The organism is Chryseobacterium sp. FW101-FHT12H09 (assembly GCF_058790395.1).
This window is the reverse complement of sequence record NZ_JBYTCP010000004.1, coordinates 489,943-514,694: the sequence shown is the minus strand read 5'-3', so window position 1 is coordinate 514,694 and position 24,752 is coordinate 489,943. Positions and strand designations below refer to the sequence as shown.

Annotated in this window: 14 protein-coding genes; 4 read left to right on the top strand and 10 right to left on the bottom strand. The window is 34.1% G+C overall.

Going from position 1 to position 24,752, the window contains the following annotated elements:
- The first annotated feature begins 140 nt into the window (after window positions 1–140).
- The 3 genes from AC3WRL_RS17965 to AC3WRL_RS17955 all read left to right on the top strand — a co-directional run bounded on the left by AC3WRL_RS17965 (window position 141) and on the right by AC3WRL_RS17955 (window position 4,229).
- A complete protein-coding gene (locus AC3WRL_RS17965; protein WP_492330895.1) occupies window positions 141–1,421 on the top strand; it encodes a sugar isomerase in 1,281 nt (426 codons plus the stop codon).
- Between the two features lie 271 nt (window positions 1,422–1,692).
- Complete coding sequence (locus tag AC3WRL_RS17960; protein WP_214825830.1) at window positions 1,693–3,078, top strand: FGGY-family carbohydrate kinase; 1,386 nt, start codon at window positions 1,693–1,695, stop codon at window positions 3,076–3,078.
- A 2-nt stretch (window positions 3,079–3,080) separates the two neighbouring features.
- The gene (locus AC3WRL_RS17955) at window positions 3,081–4,229 is read left to right on the top strand and encodes an alpha-hydroxy acid oxidase (protein ID WP_214825828.1); all 1,149 of its coding nucleotides are present in this window, start codon (window positions 3,081–3,083) and stop codon (window positions 4,227–4,229) included.
- 126 nt (window positions 4,230–4,355) lie between these two features.
- On the opposite strand, the gene AC3WRL_RS17950 is transcribed toward AC3WRL_RS17955, so the two are convergent.
- The 10 genes from AC3WRL_RS17950 to AC3WRL_RS17905 form a co-directional block, all read right to left on the bottom strand.
- Window positions 4,356–4,799 (bottom strand): nuclear transport factor 2 family protein, encoded by a 444-nt coding sequence (locus AC3WRL_RS17950; protein WP_492330894.1) that lies wholly within the window; start codon window positions 4,797–4,799, stop codon window positions 4,356–4,358.
- 114 nt (window positions 4,800–4,913) lie between these two features.
- Complete coding sequence (locus tag AC3WRL_RS17945) at window positions 4,914–5,960, bottom strand: GntR family transcriptional regulator (RefSeq protein WP_214825825.1); 1,047 nt, start codon at window positions 5,958–5,960, stop codon at window positions 4,914–4,916.
- Window positions 5,961–6,193: 233 nt separating this feature from the next.
- Window positions 6,194–7,600 carry a pectate lyase family protein gene (locus AC3WRL_RS17940; protein WP_261511906.1) on the bottom strand — a complete coding sequence of 469 codons (1,407 nt, stop codon included), beginning with the start codon at window positions 7,598–7,600 and terminating at the stop codon, window positions 6,194–6,196.
- A 239-nt stretch (window positions 7,601–7,839) separates the two neighbouring features.
- A complete protein-coding gene (locus tag AC3WRL_RS17935; protein ID WP_261511907.1) occupies window positions 7,840–9,975 on the bottom strand; it encodes a hypothetical protein in 2,136 nt (711 codons plus the stop codon).
- A gap of 7 nt (window positions 9,976–9,982) precedes the next feature.
- A complete protein-coding gene (locus AC3WRL_RS17930; RefSeq protein ID WP_492330893.1) occupies window positions 9,983–13,549 on the bottom strand; it encodes a DUF4450 domain-containing protein in 3,567 nt (1,188 codons plus the stop codon).
- 1 nt (window position 13,550) lies between these two features.
- Window positions 13,551–14,951, bottom strand: a complete 1,401-nt coding sequence (locus AC3WRL_RS17925; protein WP_492330892.1) for a glycoside hydrolase family 28 protein — start codon at window positions 14,949–14,951, stop codon at window positions 13,551–13,553.
- Window positions 14,952–15,494: 543 nt separating this feature from the next.
- The gene (locus AC3WRL_RS17920) at window positions 15,495–18,263 is read right to left on the bottom strand and encodes a M4 family metallopeptidase (RefSeq protein ID WP_492330891.1); all 2,769 of its coding nucleotides are present in this window, start codon (window positions 18,261–18,263) and stop codon (window positions 15,495–15,497) included.
- 607 nt (window positions 18,264–18,870) lie between these two features.
- Window positions 18,871–20,244, bottom strand: a complete 1,374-nt coding sequence (locus AC3WRL_RS17915) for a tetratricopeptide repeat protein (protein WP_492330890.1) — start codon at window positions 20,242–20,244, stop codon at window positions 18,871–18,873.
- A gap of 164 nt (window positions 20,245–20,408) precedes the next feature.
- Window positions 20,409–21,845 carry a helix-turn-helix transcriptional regulator gene (locus tag AC3WRL_RS17910; RefSeq protein ID WP_492330889.1) on the bottom strand — a complete coding sequence of 479 codons (1,437 nt, stop codon included), beginning with the start codon at window positions 21,843–21,845 and terminating at the stop codon, window positions 20,409–20,411.
- Between the two features lie 477 nt (window positions 21,846–22,322).
- A complete protein-coding gene (locus AC3WRL_RS17905) occupies window positions 22,323–22,772 on the bottom strand; it encodes a hypothetical protein (protein WP_492330888.1) in 450 nt (149 codons plus the stop codon).
- Between the two features lie 252 nt (window positions 22,773–23,024).
- Here AC3WRL_RS17905 and AC3WRL_RS17900 point away from each other — a divergent pair, with 252 nt between their 5' ends.
- Window positions 23,025–24,653: a hypothetical protein gene (locus AC3WRL_RS17900; RefSeq protein ID WP_492330887.1), complete on the top strand. Its 1,629-nt coding sequence runs from the start codon at window positions 23,025–23,027 to the stop codon at window positions 24,651–24,653.
- Window positions 24,654–24,752: the final 99 nt, after the last annotated feature.

Sequence of the window (24,752 nt, the reverse complement as noted above, 5' to 3'; positions counted from 1 at the left end):
TATTCTCAAAAGTATATAATTTGGTAAATTTAGAGCCAGTTTTACTGGATCTGCAATGAATTAATTTAATCTTTTGGTTTGAATAATAGTAAACCTTAAAAGTTTAAATGTTTCAATTAAAAAGTTTTAAAAATCAAATCATGATTATAGGAAAAGATATCATTGAACAAAATAATAAAGGAGAAATTGAAAATTTCAATTCAGATTTTGATTTTCTACAAAATAAATTAACAAAATCAGGGTTAAATGTTGCAGAAGTAGTCAATAAGATTGCCGATTTTCAGGTGGCAATTCCAAGCTGGGCTTTAGGAGCAGGCGGAACCCGTTTCGGAAGGTTTTCTTATGGTGGTGAACCGTGTACTTTAGAACAGAAATTGGATGATGTAGGCTTGATTCACGCTTTAACGCACTCTGCAGGAGCTGTTTCACTGCACATTCCCTGGGATATTCCGGGTGACGTAAAAGCAATAAAAGAAGTCGCGGCTTCTCACAATCTTGTATTTGACGCAATGAATTCCAACACTTTTCAGGATCAGCCGGGAGCACAAAAATCATATAAATTTGGTTCTCTGAACAGCGTGAATGAAGATTCCCGTGCTTATGCAGTGGAACATAATAAAGAAGTTATCAGAATTGGAAAAGAACTGGGTTCTAAAAGTTTAACCGTTTGGTTGGCAGATGGCTCTAGCTTTCCAGGTCAGTTAAACTTCCAGACTGCCTTGTCTAAAACTGAGCAAAGTCTAAAAGAAATTTATGGCGGTTTGCCTGAAGACTGGAAACTGTTCATCGAGTATAAGCCTTATGAACCTAACTTTTATTCTACAACGATTCAGGATTGGGGAACCTCTTTGATGTTGGCAAATGCCTGTGGAGAAAGGGCTTACACTTTAGTGGATTTGGGACATCATTTACCAAATACCAATATTGAACAGATCGTTGCTACTTTAATGTACCAAGGGAAACTAGGAGGCTTCCACTTTAACGACAGCAAATATGGAGATGATGATTTAACCGTAGGATCGATCAAACCTTATGCATTGTTCTTAATTTTCAATGAGTTGGTATATGGAATTGAAAATAATCCTCAAAATCCTTATCCGGCATGGATGATCGATGCTAGTCATAATATAAAAGATCCTTTAGAGGATTTAATACAATCTCTTGAAGCTATTTTAATTGCTTATGCCCAGGCACTTCTTGTAGATCAAAAAGCATTAAAAACAGCACAATTGGAAAATGATGTAGTGCTCTCTCAGGAGATTTTACAGAATGCATACAGAACCGATGTACGCCCATTGTTAAAAGCTGCAAGGTTGCAGACTGGTGCAGCTCTGGATCCGATAGCTGCTTACAGAAAACTAAAGATAAGACAGCGTTTAATTACCGAAAGAGGTTTAGAAACAAAAGCAACCGGATTATAAGACTTATTTAAATTTTGATAATTTCAACTTTCAGGTGCAATCGAAAGTTTAATTATATGTATCCTTATTTTTTACCGTTAAGGTAGAGTGTTTAGTATTAAGCGAAACTTCGTTTATTAAGAAAATTATTGGATTTTTTTCTTATTCTTCCTTAATTGCTAAACACTCCTTAATGGTCTTTAAAAGAATATTTAATAAAATTTAAAAAAGCGTGCACAGATCTTAAAAAACTGATTTGTCCTATAAATACATAATTTAATTCATCTCGAGAATGTCCAAAAAAAAGGTAACCATAGTATTTGATATTGGAAAGACCAATAAAAAGTTCTTTTTATTTGATAAAAATTATAAAGAAGTTGTTCGTGAGTATACAGAATTACCGTTAACTACTGATGAAGATGATTATCCTACAGAAGATCTTGCAGCACTGCAAAACTGGATCAAAGATAATTTTAATGCCATTCTTGACGATGAAAATTTTGAAGTAAAAGCGATTAATTTCTCCAGTTATGGAGCAAGTTTGGTGCATTTGGATCACAAAGGAAATGTTTTGGCTCCACTGTACAATTATACCAAACCCATGGATCAGGAAATACTGGATTTGTTTTATGAAAAACATGGGAGCAAGCTGAAAATTGCACGCGAAACAGCATCACCGCAATCAGGTATGCTCAACTCAGGGATGCAGTTGTTTTGGCTCAAGTACAAGCATCCGGAAACATTCAGAAAGATCAGGTACAGTCTTCACTTGCCTCAATATTTATCTTATCTGTTTACAGGAATTTGTGTGTCGGAATTTACTTCAATAGGTTGTCATACCAATTTATGGAACTATGATAAATCCGATTATCATGACTGGGTGTATGAAGAAGGGATCGATGTTTTACTGGCACCCATCGTTCCAACTTCAGCAAGCATAAATACTTCCTACAGAAACAAAAAAATTAAAATAGGTGTTGGAATTCATGACAGTTCTTCAGCATTATTGCCTTACATTTTAAGTAAAAAAGAACCTTTTTTATTGCTGTCAACAGGAACGTGGAGTATTTCTTTAAATCCATTTAATGACGAAAGTCTTACCGATGAGGATATCGAGAACAATTGTCTGAATTATATGCGGATCGATGGTAAACGCGTAAAAGCTTCCCGCTTTTTTATGGGAAATGAATATAAGATTCAGGTAGAAAAATTATGCGCTTATTATGGAAAAGAATATGGTTTCCATAGAGAAGTACATTTTGATCAGGATGTGTATTTGCGTTTGATGAAAAATAAGAATATTTATTTTCGGTTTGAAGGAATTATTTTAAAACGAAAAATGATCACTGAAACAGATCTAAAATCATTTGCAACTTTTGAAGAAGCCTATCATCAATTGATGATAGAATTAATGGATCTGCAGATTCATACCATTAAAAATGCAATAGGAAATTCAGAAATTGAAACAATCTACATTGATGGCGGATTTACGGATAATGATGTATTTATGAAACTGATGTCTCATCATTTCCACCACTACAGCGTGATGTCAACGCATTCACCACTAGGCTCTGCATTGGGGGCTTCTATGGTAATTTCTAACAAGAAAATAGATGAAACCTTTTTACAACAGCATTATCAGATGAAAGTGCTTCAACCTTTAATTCTTAATTTATAATCATGTCATTTCCATTCGATACCCGATATGCTTCCCTTGAGCTTCTGATTGAAAGGGCAAAAAAAAGAATGCCCCGTTTCGCTTTTGAATATCTGGACGGAGGCTGCAATGAAAACATAAACAGAGACCGGAATACATCTGAGCTGAGAGAAGTTCTTCTTCGTCCACGCTATTTGAATAATTACAGTGAAACCAGTATGGAGACCGAATTATTCGGTGTGAAATATTCTGCGCCTTTTGGAATCTCACCTGTCGGTTTACAAGGATTGATGTGGCCTAATGCTCCGGAAATTTTAGCAAAAGCAGCTTTCAAACATAATATTCCTTTTATTTTAAGTACGGTAACGACCAGCAGTATTGAAAGAATTGCAGAATTAACGGAAGGAAAAGCCTGGTATCAATTATACCATCCAAGGGAAGAATGGCTGCGTGATGATATTCTCAACCGTTGTGAAGCTTCCGGATATGACGTACTCGTTGTTTTAGCAGATGTTCCTACTTTTGGTTACCGGGCCAAAGAAATCCGAAATGGTTTGGCAATGCCGCCTCAGATTAATTTTAGAAATGTTTCTCAGGCTTTGGTAAAACCACAATGGGTAATGGAAATGGTAAAGCATGGTGTTCCCCGTTTTGCAACCTTGGATAAATACATAGATAAGAGTATGGGCGTAAAGCAGTTGGGGCAATTTATGAACTCTACTTTTTCCGGCAGGCTGAATGCAGACAGGCTAAAAGTGATCCGTGATCAATGGAAAGGTAAATTAGTGATTAAAGGAGTTGCGTCTGATGAAGATGCTGCTGAAGCAGTACGTCTGGGATTTGATGGAATGATTATCTCCAATCATGGCGGAAGACAGCTGGATGCCGGGGAATCTACCATTGCGGTAGTGAAGGAAATTAGTGAAAAATATAAAAATCAGATAAAAATAATGATGGACAGTGGTGTAAGAACAGGTCCGGATGTTGCCCGTGCTCTCAGCTGTGGTGCTGAATTTACATTTATGGGAAGAACATTTATGTATGCAGTGGGTGCTTTGGGTGAAAAAGGGGGCGATCACATCATTGAAATGCTTAAAATGCAGTTCAGACAGGTAATGGAACAGCTTTGCTGTGAAAAACCGGAAGATCTGCAAAATTTTAGAGTGAAATAAAATCTTTAAGACTTATTAATGCTCAATAAAAAAAAAAAATGGGCTTTAACCAAAACTTAGAATAAATTCTAAATAAAAAATTCGCAAAGCTACCTTTGCGAATTTTGTTTATCATAATCTTGATACTTATTTTTTCTTTTCAGATTTTACTGCCTGTCTGGCCAGTAATTTCCAGTCGTTTTTGGTTTTTACCCAAACCAGTAATACATCCAACGTTACATCACCCGGAGTTTTTCCAAAGTCAGCAGTTGTTGCATAAAAATGGTGACGGACAATCGCTGTGTTACCAACAAGGTCGATCCTTTGATTGGTAATATCAATAGTTACAAAATCTGATTTTTTACTGACTAATTTCTCGACAAATTCCACTGCATTGTCAATGTGACCTCCCGAATGTCCATAAGTTAATCCCGGTAAGATCAATGATTCTAATGTTGGTTTGTCACCGCTTATCATGGCCGATCTTAGCTTTTCAGCGGCTTCAGTAACAGCGTCTTTATCATTCTTTTTCTGTCCTGACACAGCAAGTACCATGAAGAAAGCCATGGCGAAAATTAATTTTTTAATCATAGTTAAATAAATATTTTTTAGTAGGTTTTAAATGCTGTCTATAATTTAATTGTTAGAGGTGTTAGTCTAATGACAAGCGCAATCGATTGCATTATTTAAAAAAAATAAATGACTTTATAAAGAATCCCTTTGAATAAATTTAAAGACATTGTTGACCTGTTCCCTTTTATTTTTCAGGATCATGTAGGCAGCAGATTCTCCCATTGCTTTAAAATCTGTAGTAATCACTGTGATTCCCAGCAATTCTTTAAGAGGAGTTTCATTGTAGGAAATAATTCCGATGTCTTTGCCCAGTTCAAGATTTTTCTGTCTGATCTGCTTCACCAAATTAACAAGATCCCGTTCGCGGATTGTGATGAAAATATCTTTTTCCTGTAATTCCATATCAGGATAAATTTCATCAAGGATTTCATAATCAAGTTTAAAATCTTTGCAGAAATTCTCAAAACCGCGTACAATACGGAAAGGATAGGGGTGGATTGATTTATCAGGATAGACTAAGATGATTTTCTCATATTTCTTTATCTTGTCTAAACCTTCCAGAAGGGCATTGTAAATATCATGTTCGAAGTCCTGAAAAATAGTACCATATTCTCCTGAAACATTGGGTTTGGTATTGTCCAGCAACAGCAGTTTATTTTTTGGTATTTTTTCAATCATGTCAATCACTTCCTTTGTAGAACTGGTATGTTTAGACTGTTCGTCCCGAAAGTGAGGCATAATGACATAGTAATCAAATCCGCCCAGATTCTTTTTCAAAGAATTAATGAAAAGTGTTTCATCACAATGGTAAATATACATCTCAACATTGCCTTTGGTACCGATTGCATTGACGAAGTAATTATAGATCATCATTTTATAGGTACTCGGTTTGTTGATCAGAAAAAAGATATTAATAATATCATTTTTATTGATACGTGAAATATAATATCCTTTACCTTTTACGGATTCTATGATCTGTCTTTTCCTCAATTCCTTATATGCTTTTTCCACAGTATCTCTCGAGAGAAAGCAGGATTCGCTGAGCTCGTTGATGGAAGGAATCTTCTCTCCAATCTGAATTTCTCCACCATCTATTCCATTCAGAATAGAATCAACAATCTGCTTATATTTAGGAACTCTGGAGTGTTCATTGATCTGTATTTCAAATGTTTCTGCCATGTTTTTCAGATAGGATCGGTTAAAACGGTTTAAAGAAACTAATTTATAAAAAATTAACCAATGATCGTAAATAAGTCGTAAAATTTATGTCAATAAATCTATATTTATTTTTAATTAATTATAATAAGTCTATATATATGAATATTTTACTAAAAAATCTTCATTCTGAATCATGTTGAAACAGAATGAAGACGAAAATATAAGTATTTAGAAGTGAATAGTAAAGGTGATTCTTACTTCATAATGTTGTTCAAGTAAATTTCAATATTTAAATAATTTTTACAAAATTTACTAACCTTCAGGGCATCTGTTGAGTCTCGCGGATTAAGTCCCATATGAACTTCAACAGCATCTGGTATTCCATCTTTATCGCTGTCCTGAATGCTTTGATAAGCAGGGTAGTCTCCTAAACCACCGTTAGCAAGAGGAAGATTGTTTTCAGTGTACACATAGAGTCCCTGAGTTCCTTTGGAACTCACTTCAGAAATGATCAAGTTATCGACATCATCACGATGAGGAAAATTAGCTCCTGAATTTTGTATAACATGATAAAATGCTTGAGTAGCAGACAGGTTAGTTGCATTGAAAGGGTATGCAAATGGGCTGTTCATAAATTGAACCGGTGTATTTCCGGGAAATGCCGTTGTATTCTGAGGAACCAGATTTCCGTCCAAAACCCCGTTTTTATTAGAGTCGTAATAATTTCCCGATTGATATAAATGGAATGTGCTGGTACCTCTGCTGAATGGTGTCGATTGATTATCCACATTTAAAGGACCGGCAACAAAATAATTATTGATAATATTCACTTCCGAAATTCCTGCTGAATCACCCATAATATAGCCATCTCCAGAAACGGTATGCCCATAAGTATTTCCCAGGTTACCATAATTGTATATGACATTATTTACAAATTCATTCTTCCCTTTTACTTTAGGATTTCTTGTTTTGTTACTTTCATACAGAGATTTTAAAATACTGATATGCCCGTCGGTTGTCTGGATCAGGCCACCTGCAGAATGGTTGTGACGATGCAGACCCTGTGCTATAATAGAATTCTGTATGGTTATACTGTCGGGTTCAAACCCTTTATTATCCCAGTTGATGGAAAAAACTTCGTCGAGACCCCACGAAAAAGACATGTGGTCCAGCATAATATTTTTACCATTTGCTACTCCTGAAGCATCTGTATTCTTGGATAATCCGTTTACATTCCCCAGTCGGATTCTGAAGTATCTTGCAATGGTGTTATTTGCGCCCGTAAAGGATACTTTCTGGCCATAGAGAACGATTCCCTTCCCGGGAGCTGACTGGCCAGCTATGGTAAGATTTGGTGACATCGCTAAGGAAGATTGCAAATTGATAATACCACTTACAGAAAATACGATAAACCTGCCGGGCTGACTCACAGCGTCCCGAAAGGAACCCGGACCACTGTCATTCAGATTACTGACAATATAAACGCTGGGATTCGTCACCCCTCGTGCTCCTTTAGAAAATTTTCCAAAACCTTCCGCTTCAGGAAAAGCCAAAGCCCTTTCAGAATTGCAGCTTTCAGTAGTTGGTGGATTGCTGTGATCATCATGATTACACGATAACAGAAATAAAGAAAACAAAAGTGTTGTAGAAATTTTTTTCATGTTTAATAAGTTTTGATTTTTTGATTGTATTAAATTAAAAGCTTAACACCATAAAATCATCCTGCACTATGCTGTATTGTTAGTTTTATTGTTATTATCTTAAATATTATAATACAATTACGAATAAGGATTGATTAATGTTTCTTTTTTGTGTTTGAATATTGACGAAAATATAATTTTAAGCATAAAAAAAAGCCTGCCGTTTCCGGACAGACTTCACTATATATGAATGTGAGTTTTTAAGGCATTTTTTTGAAACCTTCTGCTTTTATTTTCCAGGATCCATCTTTTGGAAAACCGGGAAATTCACCTTTTGAATTATCCCAACCTTCGAGCATCATAGCAACAGTAGTTAAAACACCTCCGTTTCCGGGAAGATAGATACGCAGACGTTTATCCTGGTAGTTATGGCCGTTTTTCAAATAGGTATTGGTCTGAATGTTCATAAAAAGAGCATCCAAAGCTTTTGATGGAAGACCTAATCTTGCTGCATTCATGGCAGTCATCGGGAAATCCCAGCCCCAGGTATGTTCCCAATTCCATTTTTTCCAAACGGTATCCAACGTATTTTTCATAATTTTTTTGTCCAGTTTTGGAGATTCCGGAACCATTCCCAAGGCTCCGAGAACAGCTGGATGATCGGTCATCCATTTTTGAAAAGTATACGAATCTTTTGCAGATTCTGTAGCCAGATAAACACCATCCTGAACTGGAAGCGGAGATAATTTTGAAATGACGTCATCCCATTTTTTATCTCTCGGTTCTCCCAATCTTTCTTTCCATTGCTGTGCTGTTTTTAGTGCCCAATCCCAATAGGCTACTTCATAAGTTGGGTTGTAAGTATCCTTAGCCGGGAAAACTTCTTGAGCAGGGATCACTCCTTTGCCTAGATTATAACGGTTTTTTTCTTTATCATAGGTTGCAAAATCCGCCATAAAATCTGCCGTTGCAAAAATCAGGTCTTTATATTTTTCCAATACTTTTTTATCCTTTTTATCCCGATACAGCAGTTCCGTCATATAAATGATATGCGGTTGTTCCCAGATTAAAAAGGCAGCCACAGAAGAAGGACTTTCATTACCCTCATTATCAGACATTTTAATCCATCGAACACCTTTATATCCCTGTCTTTCAGCTAAAGCCTTTGCTTTTTCAAAAGACCTGAAATAATAATCCAGTTGCTTTTCTAAAATTTCGGGTCTTCCCCATAAAGCGTAATGTACACCATGCCACCAATGCATTTCTGTATGTGGTTTTCCATACCAGCTGTTAAAGGTTAAACCGGTTTCCTGTGGTGGATTGCTTCCTCCACACTGTACTTTGGTTAAATATTCTGAGAGAACAATTCTGCGTTCAAGTTCGTTTGCTCTCGGATCTGTGCTTCCATCAAAATCAACGGCTGCACCGCTTTCCCAGAACGATTTCCATCCTAAGGTACTTTCGCTTTCTGCATCAGTAAACAGACTTTTACTGCTTTTCGGATCTTTAGCAGAAAATTCAATACTCAATTCTATTTTTTTTGTTTTAGAAGAGGGTTCATACACGAAATAATGTTTTCCGGCTTCACGTAATATTCCTTCTGAAAAATAAAACTGAGTGTAATAATCGGAACTCTGTAACTGATGATGGATCAGTCCGGATGTTGGCTGTGATGATAGAATTTTTGTTGTGTGATCATTTTCATTACCATAAAAAGCGGCATCATCTAAAAATTGACCGGTAGGAGAGGGATAACGTGTAAAAACCTTAAGCCTTTTTTGCGTGATCAGATCAGATTCAATTTTAACTCCGATTTTATCGGAATTCTGAAAAGAAGCGGTCTGTACTTTTACCACTGTTCCTTCCAGAGAAAATTCACTTTCTATAATTCCTGTCCAAAGATTAAGGGTTTGATGAATATTTTTGAGATCAGCTATTTTTGCTTTCTGACCGTCTTTTTTGTATAATTCAATACCCACATTTCCCAATTGCAATCGGTGTTGGTTTACACGATAATAATCAACGGCTTCTTTATTTCGTTCGGGTTCTTTAAGCTGTACACTGTATAGTGCCTTACGTCCGTCATTGTTAAAGTCATAAGCTTTCAGGGTTTCATCAAATTTATAATTTTGAGGATTTGGAAAACTGTTCCATCCCCATTCAGACTGTGTGCCTAGGGAAACTCCATTCTTATAAAATTCAGGAAATGACTGCATCCCGGTAATATCTACAGTATAAGCAAATTTTCCGTTGCCAACAGTCAAAGTAGATAATGTATCAATTTTTGTATTGATAATATTATGACGCCCGACAACCTTTTTACGATCAATTTTTTGAGCGTGTAATGAGGAGAATCCCATCAAAAACAGACCAAGATATACGACTAATTTTTTCATTATATTTTTATTTAAGGACAGTAGCACTCATCATTCCGATTACAACATCATTGCTCACTGCTGTTAATTTAATTGATTTCAATTCCTTTTTGGGGTCAATTGGCAGATCAAGAATGGTGGCTGCACCACCTTCGACTGCCCGATTGGTAAGTCCTTTTATTTCTGAATATTTCGTTAAACTTCCACCTTTATACAATAGGCCGGTTTTTAACTGTACCCGGTAGGGGATTTTATCATCCGGGATTTCAAAAGCAAAATTATCATCAAACAGATCCTGCTCAATCGGCCACCAGTTGACGGGGTTTTTTAGCTCCAAATTGGTGTACGAACCATCGGAATAATTAATTGTAATCATTCCATTTACAATCTGCGACTGCATTGGATTAGTAGAACCTGACAAAAGAAAATAGATCTTTTTACCCTTTCCTTTCAGTGGTATTTCAACGGATTTTGGATAATTATCCCATTGACTCGTAAAAACAATATTTTTTTCTTCGTTATTGATTAAAAAAGGAATTCCTAAAAACGTAAGCTTTTCATTTTTCCGAATGGCAATCAATCCGGTATCATCAATTTGAGTGGTAGACAATGGATAGCACCAGTTTCCAATTCCCTGCCATGGAAGCTGAAGAGTAGGAACTGTTGGTCGGGGTGAAAGGTATTTTTGGTTAAAAATGTGGGTCACCCGATCATTATATTGTGACTGCAGTGAAATGGGATTAAACTCTCCTTTATTTTCAATCTCCCAATCTGTTATTTCTAAATTTTGTTTGATTCCATTGTATTCGAGTTCAACAGAATTAGTTCCTTTACTTAAAGCATTTGTCGGAATTTCAATGAATTTCATCTCATCTTTTTTAATAGAAAAAGTATCGGAAAAATCATTAATTTTCAATTTTCCACTAATCTGAATTGATGATTGTGATTGAATTTGCAGACCTTTCATTCTCCAATTAATTTCTAAAGGATATTGAATGTCAACATTTACAGGTTGCCACCATTTTGTTCCATTTTGCTCGAGTTGAACGAAAAAAGTTCCTTTCCGTTCTTCTTTTACTAAGTCAAATTGATTTCCGTTTCTGAATTTTATTAATTCCTGTGGATCGTAAATCTGCTGAATCTTCTTTTTAGAATCTACATTAAGTTGAAGACTTTCAGAAATATAATTTATATAATCAGTCTTCTCATTTTTTAATTCTTCTCCTGAGTAGGTAATTTCAATGGCAAAATCTTTTCCTTTTGCTGTCTCCAGCTTTACAACAGGTTGTGAAATAGAATTCGGTTGTATGCTCCAATGTATTTTTTTACCATTTACTTTTACAGATTTTATTTGGGTATGATTTATCGGAATTAACAAATCGAGTGAAACCACATTGGCAAAGTTTGATTTAAACCAATAATTCGTTTTTTTAGAATTTCTGCTAAATTTAAATTCCCAATCCGGAAGTTTCAATTCTGCAAAATTCCAGTCTTTTGGAAATCCCGGTTTTATGTTAATTTTATTTTCCAACAATTTTGGATAGACACCAAACAGGCCTTCTGTTAAAGTTCTTGCCGCAACTCCGATCGGATCTGCAAAATCCCGGTACAATTCACCACGAAAGGCATCATAATTGGATAACTGTTCAAAATTTCCAGGGCTGATTCCATAATACATACTTTCCATCAAATTACCTTTCCAAAGTTGGAATGCATCTTCGTTTCTTCCGGATTGCCAGTAAGCTAATGCGGTCTGCAGATTTTCTGCCAAGGCGACATTGTTGATAGACCAGGTGTATGGTTGCCAGTTTGTGGTTGCTAAAGTATAATAGTTTTTGGAAGCTTCACCTTTCACTGTTACCGGAATGTGTGGTATATAATTTTTGATGTATTGAGTATTCTGATAATCTTCAAATTCGTTTAAAATAAAAGCATCTGAAACGTGATAAATTGACCAGACTCCCGGTTTATCATGAAGGATTTTGTTACCCAAAGCATCTTTAAATTCAGCAAAATAACCATTCTTTTTTATCCAGAGTTGATCTTTCATTGCATTCAGAATTATATCAGCTTCTTTTTCATAAGGCGTTGGATCTGCACCTACTATTTTCGCTAATTTCGCCATTTCACGGTTGGCTCTATAATTATAGGCAGAAGTATGAGTGACACCACCACCAGAATATTGTAAGGCATCACTTGCCCAAATCGCTGCATAGGCATCGTAAAGGTTATTTCGTTTAAAATTTCGTTTTTCCCAATCCATATGGCGGACCATTGTCGGCCACATTTTCTTTAAAAACTCAACATCACCTATATAGTTAAAATGAGAAAATATCTGGTCAAAGAAAACGAGATTCATATCATAATGATGGGGTTTGGAATTGTCATTGGGATTCCTTGAAATATATCCACTTGAAAATACTGAAGTTCCCATATTTTCTGCATGTCGAGCCAAATGTAAAAGGGTATCCATCTTAACAGGTGCTTTTTCAGGAACCAAAACCTGAGAGTTTGCATAACTTTCAAAATGCTCTTTTGCCCGGTCGTGCCAGCTGAGAACGTCTGCTGCATAAGCACCGCGCCATGCATTTAACCTCATTCTCCAGGCTATTGCTCCGTGGAGAAATGTAGGGCTTTCCCAAATGCCATCCGCAGCTATAGCAAGGGTAGCTCCAAAGCTATTCAAATCCAAATCCGGTGTTTTTAACTGAATCCGATTGGCCAATGCGGATCGGGCTTGTTCAGCTTCATCAAAAATAGCTGTAAAATGTTCTTCTGTGGTCGTTTCAGAAATTGATTCTCCTTTTGTAATCTGAATGTAAACAGGTTTTTTTTGTGCTGAATAGGTTGTGTAAATTACAGGAGATCGTTCAACCATATTTTGAGTAAGATCAGAAAGATTTTGCAGTGTTTTAGCATCAGCTAATTGTAATAAGTTGGTATTAGAAAAACTTCCATTAACAACTTGAGTTTCCTTTTTTTTGTTAAAGTAAGAGAGCTGGAATTGGTTTTTATTAATTTGAAATTTATTATCGATACAGTATTCAGGAAGTAAATAGAATCCTGATTCCGGATCAGCACCAATATCACCATTTCTACTGAAGGCTTTTCCGCTTGCTCCCCCATAAACAGCATAGATCTTGGTATCAGTATCTATATGATCCATTTCCATTTTTAAAATCAAACCTTCCTGCTTTGATTGAGCTAAAACAGTTAATTTTAAACCTCCATTCCCAAAAAGCGGATCTTTGATGGTATAAAGCATTGTTCCGGGGCGGTAGCGGGTTTCAATTTTTTCTGCCTGAATTAATTTTTTAATGGAACTTCCTTTCTGAATAACAAACTGAAGATTGCCACCCATTCCGGGGAAATACAAGGCAAATTCCGGCAAGTCACCAGCTTCTACGCGGGAAGCCAGGTGGTTTCCATAAAGTGCACGATTGAATCTGTATTTTCCATTGACCAATAAAAAATCACCGTTGTCTTCTTTATAATGCAGTTTCCGCTCACTTTTCTGCCAGTGTTTTGATTGGGAAAAAGAAAGTGAAAAAGCAGATAAGACGATAAAGCAGGCCAGAATTGATCTTTTTCGCATCTTATTTAAAATTGGTTACAGGTTGGCCATTCACAATGACATTTTTTAAAGTCACATTTTTTAAGAAATCAACTTTATAAGGAATTTCAACACCATTGATTTTAGCATTGATCATGGTGAAATCCGTTACAGGAGAAGTTTCATAAGCATCAGAAAGGACAGCATATTTTCCCCCTCCTTTCACCTCTAAGTTTTCTACCCTTATATTTCGAATCGTCGGAATAAAATTGCCGGGTTTTTCATAATGCATATTGAAACGGACGGCTGCTTCTTTATAAGAGCCAACTTTTGTGTTGTAAAAAAATACATTTTCAATAATTCCACCACGGCTCGAACTGGTTTTAATACGAAGTGCTCTTTCAAGATTTTTACTGTCCATTACATTTCCTACTGCATAGATGTTTTTGGCACCACCTGCAATTTCACTTCCGATCACAACGCCACCATGTCCGTCTTTCATTTCGCAATTTTCAATGATATGATTTTCTGCAGGTTTTCCGATATCTCTTCCATCTTCATCTCTTCCGGATTTTATGGCAATACAATCATCTCCGGTATCGAAATAGGAATCTTTAATCCAAACATTTTTACATGCCTCCGGATCGAAACCGTCATTATTGGGACCATGACTTATTATTCTTACTCTTTCGATCAGAACGTTTTCACAAAGTACCGGATTGAGGTTCCACATCGGGGAATTTTTTACATGAACATCTGCCATCCAGAAATTTTTACTTTTGTAAGGCTGAACGAGATTAGGTCTTAAGTAATATCCATCTCCAAACACTCTTTCTCTAGGATCTTTTTTTTCAGCCATATATTGATGGAGCTTTGTACGTGCAGGTGTTTGCTTTCCGGGACGTGACTCATTCCAACCGTATTTTCTTGCACCACACCAAAACCACCAATGATCTTCATCTGCATTTCCATCTAATGTTCCTTTTCCTGTAATGGCGATATTTTCTTCCTCGTAAGCGTATATCAGTGATGAATAATTCATACATTCCATTCCTTCCCATCTTGTGAATACAATAGGATAATCATTACTGTCCTGACTGAACAAAATTGTGGCACCCTCACTTACATGAAGATTCACATTACTTTTTAAATAAATGGCACCCGTCAAAAAAATTCCTTCTGGAACTACAACTCTTCCTCCTCCTTCAGAATTGCATCTTTCAATAGTTTTTCTAAATGCTTCAGTATTTTTTGTTTTTCCATCTCCAATGGCACCAAAATCAGTAATGAGATAATCTTTTTTTCTGAAGTTGGGTTTTATAATTTGTTTTTTTAATGCCTGAATTTCTTTTAGTGGCTCCTGTGCTGAAGTCCAGGCTTTATATTGAGCCGGGATCTGGATTGATAATAACAGTGCAAAAAGGAATAAAGCATACTTTTTCATAATATTATAAGATTGTTTAGTTTTAAAGAGGAATGCTATTCTATAGTTTTCTTTTCTTTTATCGCAATCTAAAATAATTGCAATTAGAAATTATCCTGCACTGTCGGCGTAACTGATTTCTAATTTTTTCTGAAATATATAATTTTTTATGTAATCGATTGCATTAATAAATAAAGAGAAATTAGATTTACCCAAATTAAACGATATGTAAGAACTCAAAATGTACTTTTTATAATGATTAATAAAGAATAAAAGAAATTTCAAAGGTCTGTTTTTTTTAATAGATAGAAGTTAAAATATTTATTTGTCCTACAAACTTTATCGGAAGTATTAATTTGCAATCTTTGGAATTTAAAACAGGGTTTGATAAAGATTAATTCTCTTTATTAAATGTTTTCATGTAAAAAAGGCAAAAATAAATGCAAAGAGTTTACTGAACAGTCATTACCTATAAGTTTAAAAAAAACAGCTGTGAAATTAATCTCACAACTGTTTACATCATTTTACCTGTTTAATCCTACAGGATTTTTTAAAAATCAGTGATTAATTTTTAATAATTTTTTGTGTGGTTTTTTCTTTACCATTATCTAATGATAGAATATAAACTCCTGAAAGCAATGATTCTACATTAATGGATTGAGATCTTGTTTCTCCTGATAATACCACTTTTCCAAGAGCATCAATAAGCTGATATTTGAACTCCGAACCGGAAGCAGATTTAATTTTAATTATTTCTTTTACCGGATTTGGATAAATACTGATGGTATTATTATCTGCTAAAGATTCAGAAACCAATGAGCTGATACCAGCAGATGAAGCTATTCTTAATGTATAATCTTCAACCTGACCGTAATCAAATGTTCCACATGATGAAGTTGGCAATGAATTGTATCTCATAATAACTCTCATTCTTGTATCACCTGTAATAGCTGTTGTTGGAATTGTTATATTTCCTGAAACAGGAGATGTTGTGCTGCCTGTTTTAGACCATGCTAATTCCCCAACATCAGTAAAGTCGCCGTCACCGTTATAATCAATATAAACAGCATAAGCTTCACTAAACTTATAAAATGACCAATATGGAGTTATAGTAATGGAATAGGTATTTCCTTTTGCAACATTTCCTATAGAAGAAGTAAAGTTTTCATATCCCGTTGTTCCTGTTGAAGCTTGGTTGATATTCGCAAATTTAACATTAGCAATGCGTTCATCTGAAGTAGAGTTTGCAGAAGAAGAACAGTAAGTTGTTGTCGTTCCACCTGATTGGGTAGTTACATTTACTGTATTGCTAGCTGGAGAAACATTCCCTGCAGCATCTTTTGCTTTTACCGTAAAGCTATATGCTGTAGAAGGCGAAAGTCCTGTTACCGAATATGTTGTCGCTGTAGTAGTAGAACCTAAAAGACTTGTTCCTCTATAAACATCATATCCCGTTACGGCAACATTATCCGTAGATCCGCTCCATGATAATGCAGTGGAATTCTGTGTAGTAGAAGACGCTGTCAACTGAGGTGCAGTAGGAGCCTGAGTATCTGTTGTCGGGTTTCCACCTCCAGTATATGCCTGTCCTAGACCTACTGCATAAAATGCATTTTGAGTCGCTATATGTTCTGCCGAATCAGCACCAAAAAGATCTTTAACGGCTTGGATTCCATAGGTTAAAGCATTATTATAAGTGGAGTTGGATGTGAGATAAGAAGTCTCCAATCTATACACAATTTTCGCAGCTTTTTCAAATCCTATTCCCGTAACATTAAAGCTATTTCCAATATCATTGGTACCTGTACTACCCATTACCAAAAGATAAAACCAATAGTTCAGGACACCACTATTGTAATGAACACCACAATTATCATTGGTGTTGGGGTTAGGAATACAATTGTTACTTGCATCTTTCCAATAGGTTCCTTTATAAGTGTCCGGTTGTTTTGATAATCCTGAGTTTGGATTACTAAGTGATCTTAAATAACTAGGAGATACTTTGGTAATATCTTCTCCAATTAAAAAGTTCTGTTTATCCGGTGCATATGTATTTTCAACCACGGAACCCCAGATGTCAGAAAGTCCCTCGTTTATAGCTCCTGATTCTCTTTGGTATACTAAATTGGCAGTTGTTTGACATACTGCATGTCCTAATTCGTGAGCTGTAACATCAAATGCACCAAGTGGTTTGAATGTACTTGCGCCATCACCATATACCATTTCGCTTCCTGTCCAAGCTGCATTTTCCCAAGAATTTAATACATGAACATAACTGTCAAGTACAGCACCCTGATTATCATAACTATTTCTATTGAAAGCTGTTTTGAAATAATCATACGTTTTTTCTACTCCCCAGTGTACATCCAGTGCCACATCATTACCGGTAGAAGAATGTTCTGCAGTGGTCCAGTTATTATCTGTATCCGTGATATTGTTTTTTACAAGGTTGGTATAATTCGCATTATTGTTATTATAAGTATTTACTCCACCACCTCTTGTGTTATCTTTTAATACATATTTATTATTCAAAAGAGTGGTTTCAATAGACTTTGATCCACTGTATTTTGTTTGGGCTGTTCCTGCAACAAAAATTGATGCAAAATCCTGTTTTGCCTGATTTTCTACTCCAATAATTGGGATGCTACTCAATTCTTTTCCATGGGCATTTTCTCCCGCATGTTTCATGATGGGATCATTAAGTATTATTGCTCCGGATTTTGCATCTACATAAACATGAGATCTTAAAAATGGTTCAGCTGAAAAAATATCAAACTTATATGATAATAAAAGTCTATACTTTCCATTAGAAGCCTCAACAGGGATTAAAACAAGTTCTCCTTTTGGCTGATACCCAATTTCTTTTCCATGCTCAGTTCCTGTCATTAAAGTTTTTGCACCCAGATGTTTTATGGCTTTTTGAAGTGCCACAGATTCTGAAACATCGGGTTGGGTATTCACATTGTCAGTATCATACATTTCACCGTTCATGCTTACCAGATTGCCTTTTATATAATGCAATATGTACTTGGCAAATTCAACTTTAATCCCATTGTGATAAAGCTGGTATTTTTCGTCCGAAAAATCACTGAACAGTTTTGCAGATTCCGTTTTAACCATTTCAGATCCTGCAGGGAGGTTTAAAAGCTCTGAGAAAAACTTTTTGTTGTCTGATAAGGCCAGGTCTTTAGCGGCTGTTCCTGAATTGAACTTAATGAATGATGATCTGCCATCATCACTATTGATCTTTTGCTCAACATATCTTTGAGCTTGTAGAGAAATACCACTTACTAAAAGTGGAATAAAAAACGCAAAAATTAATTTGTTTTTCATAAATAAAATCTTTTGTTTGGTTTGTTTATTAAAATTCAACAGTTAGAGTAAAAGTTATGTTTTTCACAATTCACTTTACAATGACCATTGATTTCACAAGTATACAATCCAAACCATTATACGCTGTAATTTGAGGATATTACATAGATATAACATGTATTTAAGTTGTTGTAAATCAGTTGTTTAAAGTTATTTGTAAATCTGGGAGATGATGCAATATTATTATTTTAATAAAATTAAAGCAGATATAAAATCTATATTTTTCAATTTTAACATGCATTTTGTATACTATTTTCCAGATATGAAGTATTAAAAATTGGTAATCTGCAATTATAGATTCTGAAAAGAATATCATTTATACAAATCAACTCCATTATATTCTCGTTGTAACAGATCTATTTTTTGGTTTAGGAAATCTGATATTTATTGCTATTATTTTCTCTTTTTTGAATATTTATTGTGATACCAATAATAAAGAAAACTTAAAATGAAATACCAAAATCGGGATGTTATGTCTCCGTAGGAAATGTTTTTCCTTGTGATTATTAATTAATGTTGAATGTAGTGAGGTTCTAAGGTTCTGTTGATTCCTATTTTTACTCATACTTTATCTTTTAATTAAGGTGCTTAATTTTTTTATTATACAATTGTATTTACTGTAACTGTAAAGTTTATGTTGAATAGGTGAATCGGCTGTTTTATTATTTTGATTGACATTCTTCATCCAGATGTAGATATCAACGTTTGATGGGATCCCCAATTTTTTTCTTAATCTATGCTTTCTTATTTGTATGGATTGTGGTTGTACAAGCGTATATTGAGCAATATCTTTAGTTGAAAAGTTAAGGAATAATAAAGCACAAAATCGTAATTCGTTGATGAGCATATTAGGTTCTATTTCTAAAAGTCCTGGAAATAAATCAGGATATACCTCTTGAAAGCGGTTTAAAAATTCCGAATCATTGTTTTTAGCTAATCTTACTATTTCTTCAAAATCAGTATTTAGCTTTTTGTTTAATAATTTAGTTTCTTGATTTTTTTTATTTAAAATCTTTCGCTCTTTACGGATCTTTGTAAAAATGTATATAAAAAAAGCTATAACCAATATAGCGATTATATATATAATATAAATTAAGGATCTGGTTTTGGACTTCAATTTCTCCTCTTTTTTGATAACCAACTCTTTTACAATGCTTTCCGTTGAGTCTTGAGAGCTCGTATTTAAACTATTATTGGTAGAATTATATTTCTGGAGAAATGTTTTGTATAACTCTTTATTATTAATTTTTAAATAGGCCTGAGAAATTAATTGATAAAGATCTGACATGACATGTATATTCTTAGTTTCCTTAGCCAATTCTAACGCCTTTTGATAGTTGTTAATGGCTAATGAATATTTTTTCTTTCTGTCATAAATTTTGCCTTTAACCTGATATAATTTGACATTACAGCTACCTACTAAAATTCTTTTTTGTACTTTCAATAATTTAAAATATATATCTGCCGAATCAATTTTATTTTCGTCAATTTTAACTTCTATCAATGTTAAATGAGCCCAAGCTGATATTGTTTGTAATCTTTGATTTTTTTTCTTCTGTAATAGAGCAATTGCTCTTTCGAGATAGAAAGTAGCAGAGTCAAATTGTTTTTTACCTCTATACACGACACCAGTATCAATGAATGCCGATGCTTTAGTATATATTTTTATTGAATCAACAGGTATTTTATCTGATAATACAGCTATTTCTTTAAGTTCAATTATGGCATCTTTATAAAGGCCTATAGCAATATAATTATAACTGGTAAGTTGTTTTATTTTCATCTGAGTACAGAGATCGTTTTTAGCATAGTTCTCTGTTTTTGCCAAATTCAGATACTTCAGACTTTTTTTATAATTCGCTTCAAAAATAAAAGTATTGGATAGATTTAAATAAATCAACGTAATTCCTTTAGAATAGCTGATTTTTTTTGCTTCTTTCAAGACCAACATATTTTCTCTTATATATTGATCATGTTTTCCATTTAGTCCTAAAGTACTTAGCCTTTTAAGTTTCGAATCAATATATTGAGAAGTGATCTTTTCCTGGGCAAATATAAAAGTTGAAAATAAAAAGAATAGAATTTTTAGCATAGATTAATGAATTATTAAATAGCATTATTAATGTTCTTCATCCAATTGTAAATATCTTGATCAGAAGTAATGTTGAGTTTCTTTCTCAATCTGTTTTTTCGTGTTTGTATGGATTGAGGCTTTACGAAAGTATATGTCGCTATGTCTTTGGTAGAAAAATCGAGAAATAGCAAAGCACAAAACTTTAACTCACTGTGAAGAAGCATGGGATCAATATTTAAAAGGCTTGAAAAGAAATCAGGGTATACTTCTTGAAACCTGGTTAGAAATTCTGAATTATTATTTTTCGCCATTTGTATGATCTCTTCATAAGCAATGGGAAGTTTTTCATTTAATAATGTAGTTTCTTCATCTTTTAGATTAAATTTTTTTTTCTTTTTATCTCTCTTTCTTATCATGAAAAACATAAAAATAAGCAAACAGAAAGTACATAAAATCAAACTGCCTAGTAAAAGTTGGTTTGTGGTCTCTATTTTACTTTCTTTTTGTATAATTAATTCTTGTACTATTTTTTCAATTTCCGGTTGCTTTGTCCGTATTAATTTCTCATTTATAGCAGCCGACATTTTAGAATATTTTTGAGCAGAATTATTATCCCCTTTCTGCTTGTAAATTTCAGACATAGCATGATATAGCCATTGTAATTGTACTATATTATGGGTGTTTTTAACCAGTTCAATTGCCTTTTGATAATTTATAATGGCAAAATCATATTCTTTTTTATAGCAATTGACTAAGCCTTTTACTTTGTATAGCCTAAAATTATTGTTTCCAAGAATTTTTTTTGATGGAATTTCTATCGCCTGGAGCAGTATAGTTGCTGAATCTATTTTTTTTTCAGTGATATTTACTTCGATCAAACCCATAGAATACCATAATAAAATTGCCTGAAGTCTGGGAGTTAATTTTTTTTGATCTTTTAGAATATTAAGTCCTTTTCCTAAATATAGTTTACAAGAATCTAATTGCTTTTGGTTCTTATAAATAGCTGCTATATCACAGTATGCTGAAGATTTAGTATATACCCTGAGAGTATCAGCTGACATATCATCAGCTAAAACTATTACCTCTTTAAGCTCATTAATAGCTTCCCGATAAAGTCCTATATTAGAGTAGTTAAAGCCCAGAAATCTTTTAAAGTTGACTTGAAAATCAAAATTATCTTTAGCATATTCTGCATTTTTAGCAAGTTGTAAATATTGGAAGCTTTTTTTGTAGTTTCTGGAGTATGAATATCCATAAGAAAGATTCAAATAGCTCAGTGCAATGCCTTTAGAATAATTGATCCGTTTAGAGCTTTTCAATACCGACATATTTCTGGACATAAACTGATTGTAGTTACCTTTTCTAGCTAAATTTTCTATATTTTGAAATTCTGAATCTATATATTTAGGTGTTATATCTTGATGATTAAATATGAAAATAGCGATGAATAATGTGAAAATTTTCATTTTGTACTAGTTATTTTGCGAATTGTGGTGTGTAAAACTAGGGAATATTTTGATATTTTACATTAATTAATGAATTAATTACTGAAGATATTAAATGAGTGCTTTAACTAAGTAATTAAAATAAATTACTTAGTTCTCGGCGTTTGAATTAATATTGATTTATGATTATGTGCGGCAATAATAAGAATTTGTATTACATAATCCTTTAATGAATGTATGACATAGGTATTACATGTTGAATTTAAATGGAATTATTCCAGGAAAAACAACTAATTCAGTTTATAAAAATAAATGAATACCAAGTGTACTTGTATGTGTTAAGAAAATGAATAAATAGAACGATGTCATTCTATATTTTAGGAATTTTTTTTTATTGCTTAAAGTTTAAATGTAATTGAATAAATAATGAATTCTTATGAGGTTTAAGTCGTTTTTCATTATTCGTTCTTTATTCTCTGTTATTATCTCTAATATAGCCTATTTTAAGATTTTAATTGTTGATTGAGAAAAATTGAAATAGAATATTTTGTTATATATCCTATCAACGTTATTTTTTTTCACAAATTTCTCACTACCAATCAAATCTTTTGAAAAGAAGCTTTCTACAACAATCACAAACCACAGTTCTTCGATCTTTAACTGATTTTTTAAATTCTGTAAATTACTTATTTGATACATCCATTTGTCAATAGAGTATTGTATGTTATAAAGGAGATCACAGAAGTAGATTCCTTTTCGTATACCATTTTCTTCAATGACGTTAATTTTATGCTCATAATCGATTATTTGCAATGATTGATTGTATATATGAATAAAATGACAAAGATCAAAAACCTGGATCATTTTTTCCTCTTGCTGTATCCCTGACAAATGGGGTTCATCCATGATGTGAGTCGTATATTGCTGAAGTCTATTTAATAAATTCATCGTATTACAAAAGAAATTATAATCGGGCGGTTATTTTTCTTTATTATACAAGAAGACATATTTTTTATACTAAATAATCTTCTAGTAGGGTTTGTATAAAATAAGGTACTGTTAGTATAATTTCTCATTATTAGAAATGCGGATGCTTTATATTTGTTAGATACTGCTAACCCAAAAGATAAAATAAAACATAAAATATTGTTGCAGCCTAACAAACCTCAGAGATCAAAAACAGATAAATTTTAATGGATTATGAAATTACGTATGTCCATTGGTATTATCTTAGTATTTCTAGCAATCCCCGGTCAAAGTTTCGCCTATTTATATGGGGAACATAAAAAGATCGGGGATGCTGCTTTTAAACGGTTCAGATTTATGCATTTGGATCAACCTGGAGGTGGATTCTTTTTTAAAGCGATACTAAGTGGAGAAGATCCTGAAAATTTTGGTTTTTTATCTTCTGGCGGCAGTAAAATCAGTTATGGTATATTAAACGGGCTTAATGGAGACCATGAAATAGATCCGGTATTGCTTGAAGAGCAATTGCGTAATAAAGAATCCGTGATCCAACAGATCATCACTATGCACCAATTATATATTGATCAGGGACAATTGGCAGCACCCGATGCAAAGCTGGCTGGGCTCGATATGCGATATGCGCTGTTAGCAGTAGCTAATATGTCGCATTTTTATCTGTATGGCAAAGACCTACGCTCGCAGCTTAATGCTTTTAAACCGGCTTGGGTACAGGATGCACAGAATAAAACCAAAGTGAAAGCTGTATTTCAAAAGTTGAAAAAGACAAATGCACTAACAATGTATGTGACGGTGCACTTAATAGCCATGGATCTTGCTGCAAAAGCTGGTAAGCTTAAGGAATTTGATCAGGAACGTGCAGAAACATGGTTACAACAGGCTATATTGTTTAACAGTTTTGCAGACCATTTTCTGGAAGATGCTTTTTCATCAGGGCATCTTGTGGTAAACAGGAGTCCATTGGCATCTTTTACCAATAATAAAGCATTGCATGATTTTTATTCGATGAAAGGAAGTATGGTGGTCAATAGGCGAGGAGAGGTATGGAAAGCTTATGGTGATGGATCATTGGAAAAGAGTGGTGCTGACAGGATAATTGAGGCCGTTCAGGTTTCGCTTTCAGAAGTGTTTGATGCATATTCAGGGAAGTTAATTGGAAGTATGAAGGCTGATGATTTGTTAGATTCTATTAAACCTCTATGGCTGATACCGATCCCCTATAATACCGATTTAAACAATCTCCTTCCTGACAGCCTGATTACAGTAGAGGCCAGGAAGGCGAGTCAGATATTACCAGACCGAAACTTCATCAGGAGTAGGATTGGAAATTCTATAGTCTTTGGTTTTAATTCGAGAGCATTTAAAAGTGCTAATTTGGAAAGCGGTGAATTCAGGTTGAAGTTTGGGCTTTTCTCAAAACGGTATGAGTATAATGAATTGGGAACAAAAAGAGGAATGTTGGATTATTTTAATGGTTATACGCTGAGTTATGGATTTGGGAGTATTGGCCAATTCGGTTCTGAATTGCCCAGGCAAAGAGTTTATTTGTTAAAAGGAGGTGTCAGGAGCAATTATGATTATTGGATCACGGATAAAAAGTTTTTGGGTTTTATCAGTTATATGGAAGGTGGGGTTGAATTTCAGGAAGGAAAAGCTTCTATTGTATTTGTACCCTCTGTGGGCATACAGCTAGGACCACTTTTTAATATCAATTATTACAATATGCCCTTGTGGTTAAGGATTCCGGCACAGATGATATTACCTTTAGAGGTTAGATTAGGGAGTGTGATTGGTAAAGGAGAACCGGTAATGTTTTCAGGGCTTGATCTTAATTATGTTTTTTAAAAGTCCTTCAACAAAATTGGCACATATAAGCTTCTGTCAATTTTTATAGGAAAGCAATCTCTCGTTCTTTTCAAAATAGATTTTTGCTGGAAATTGATT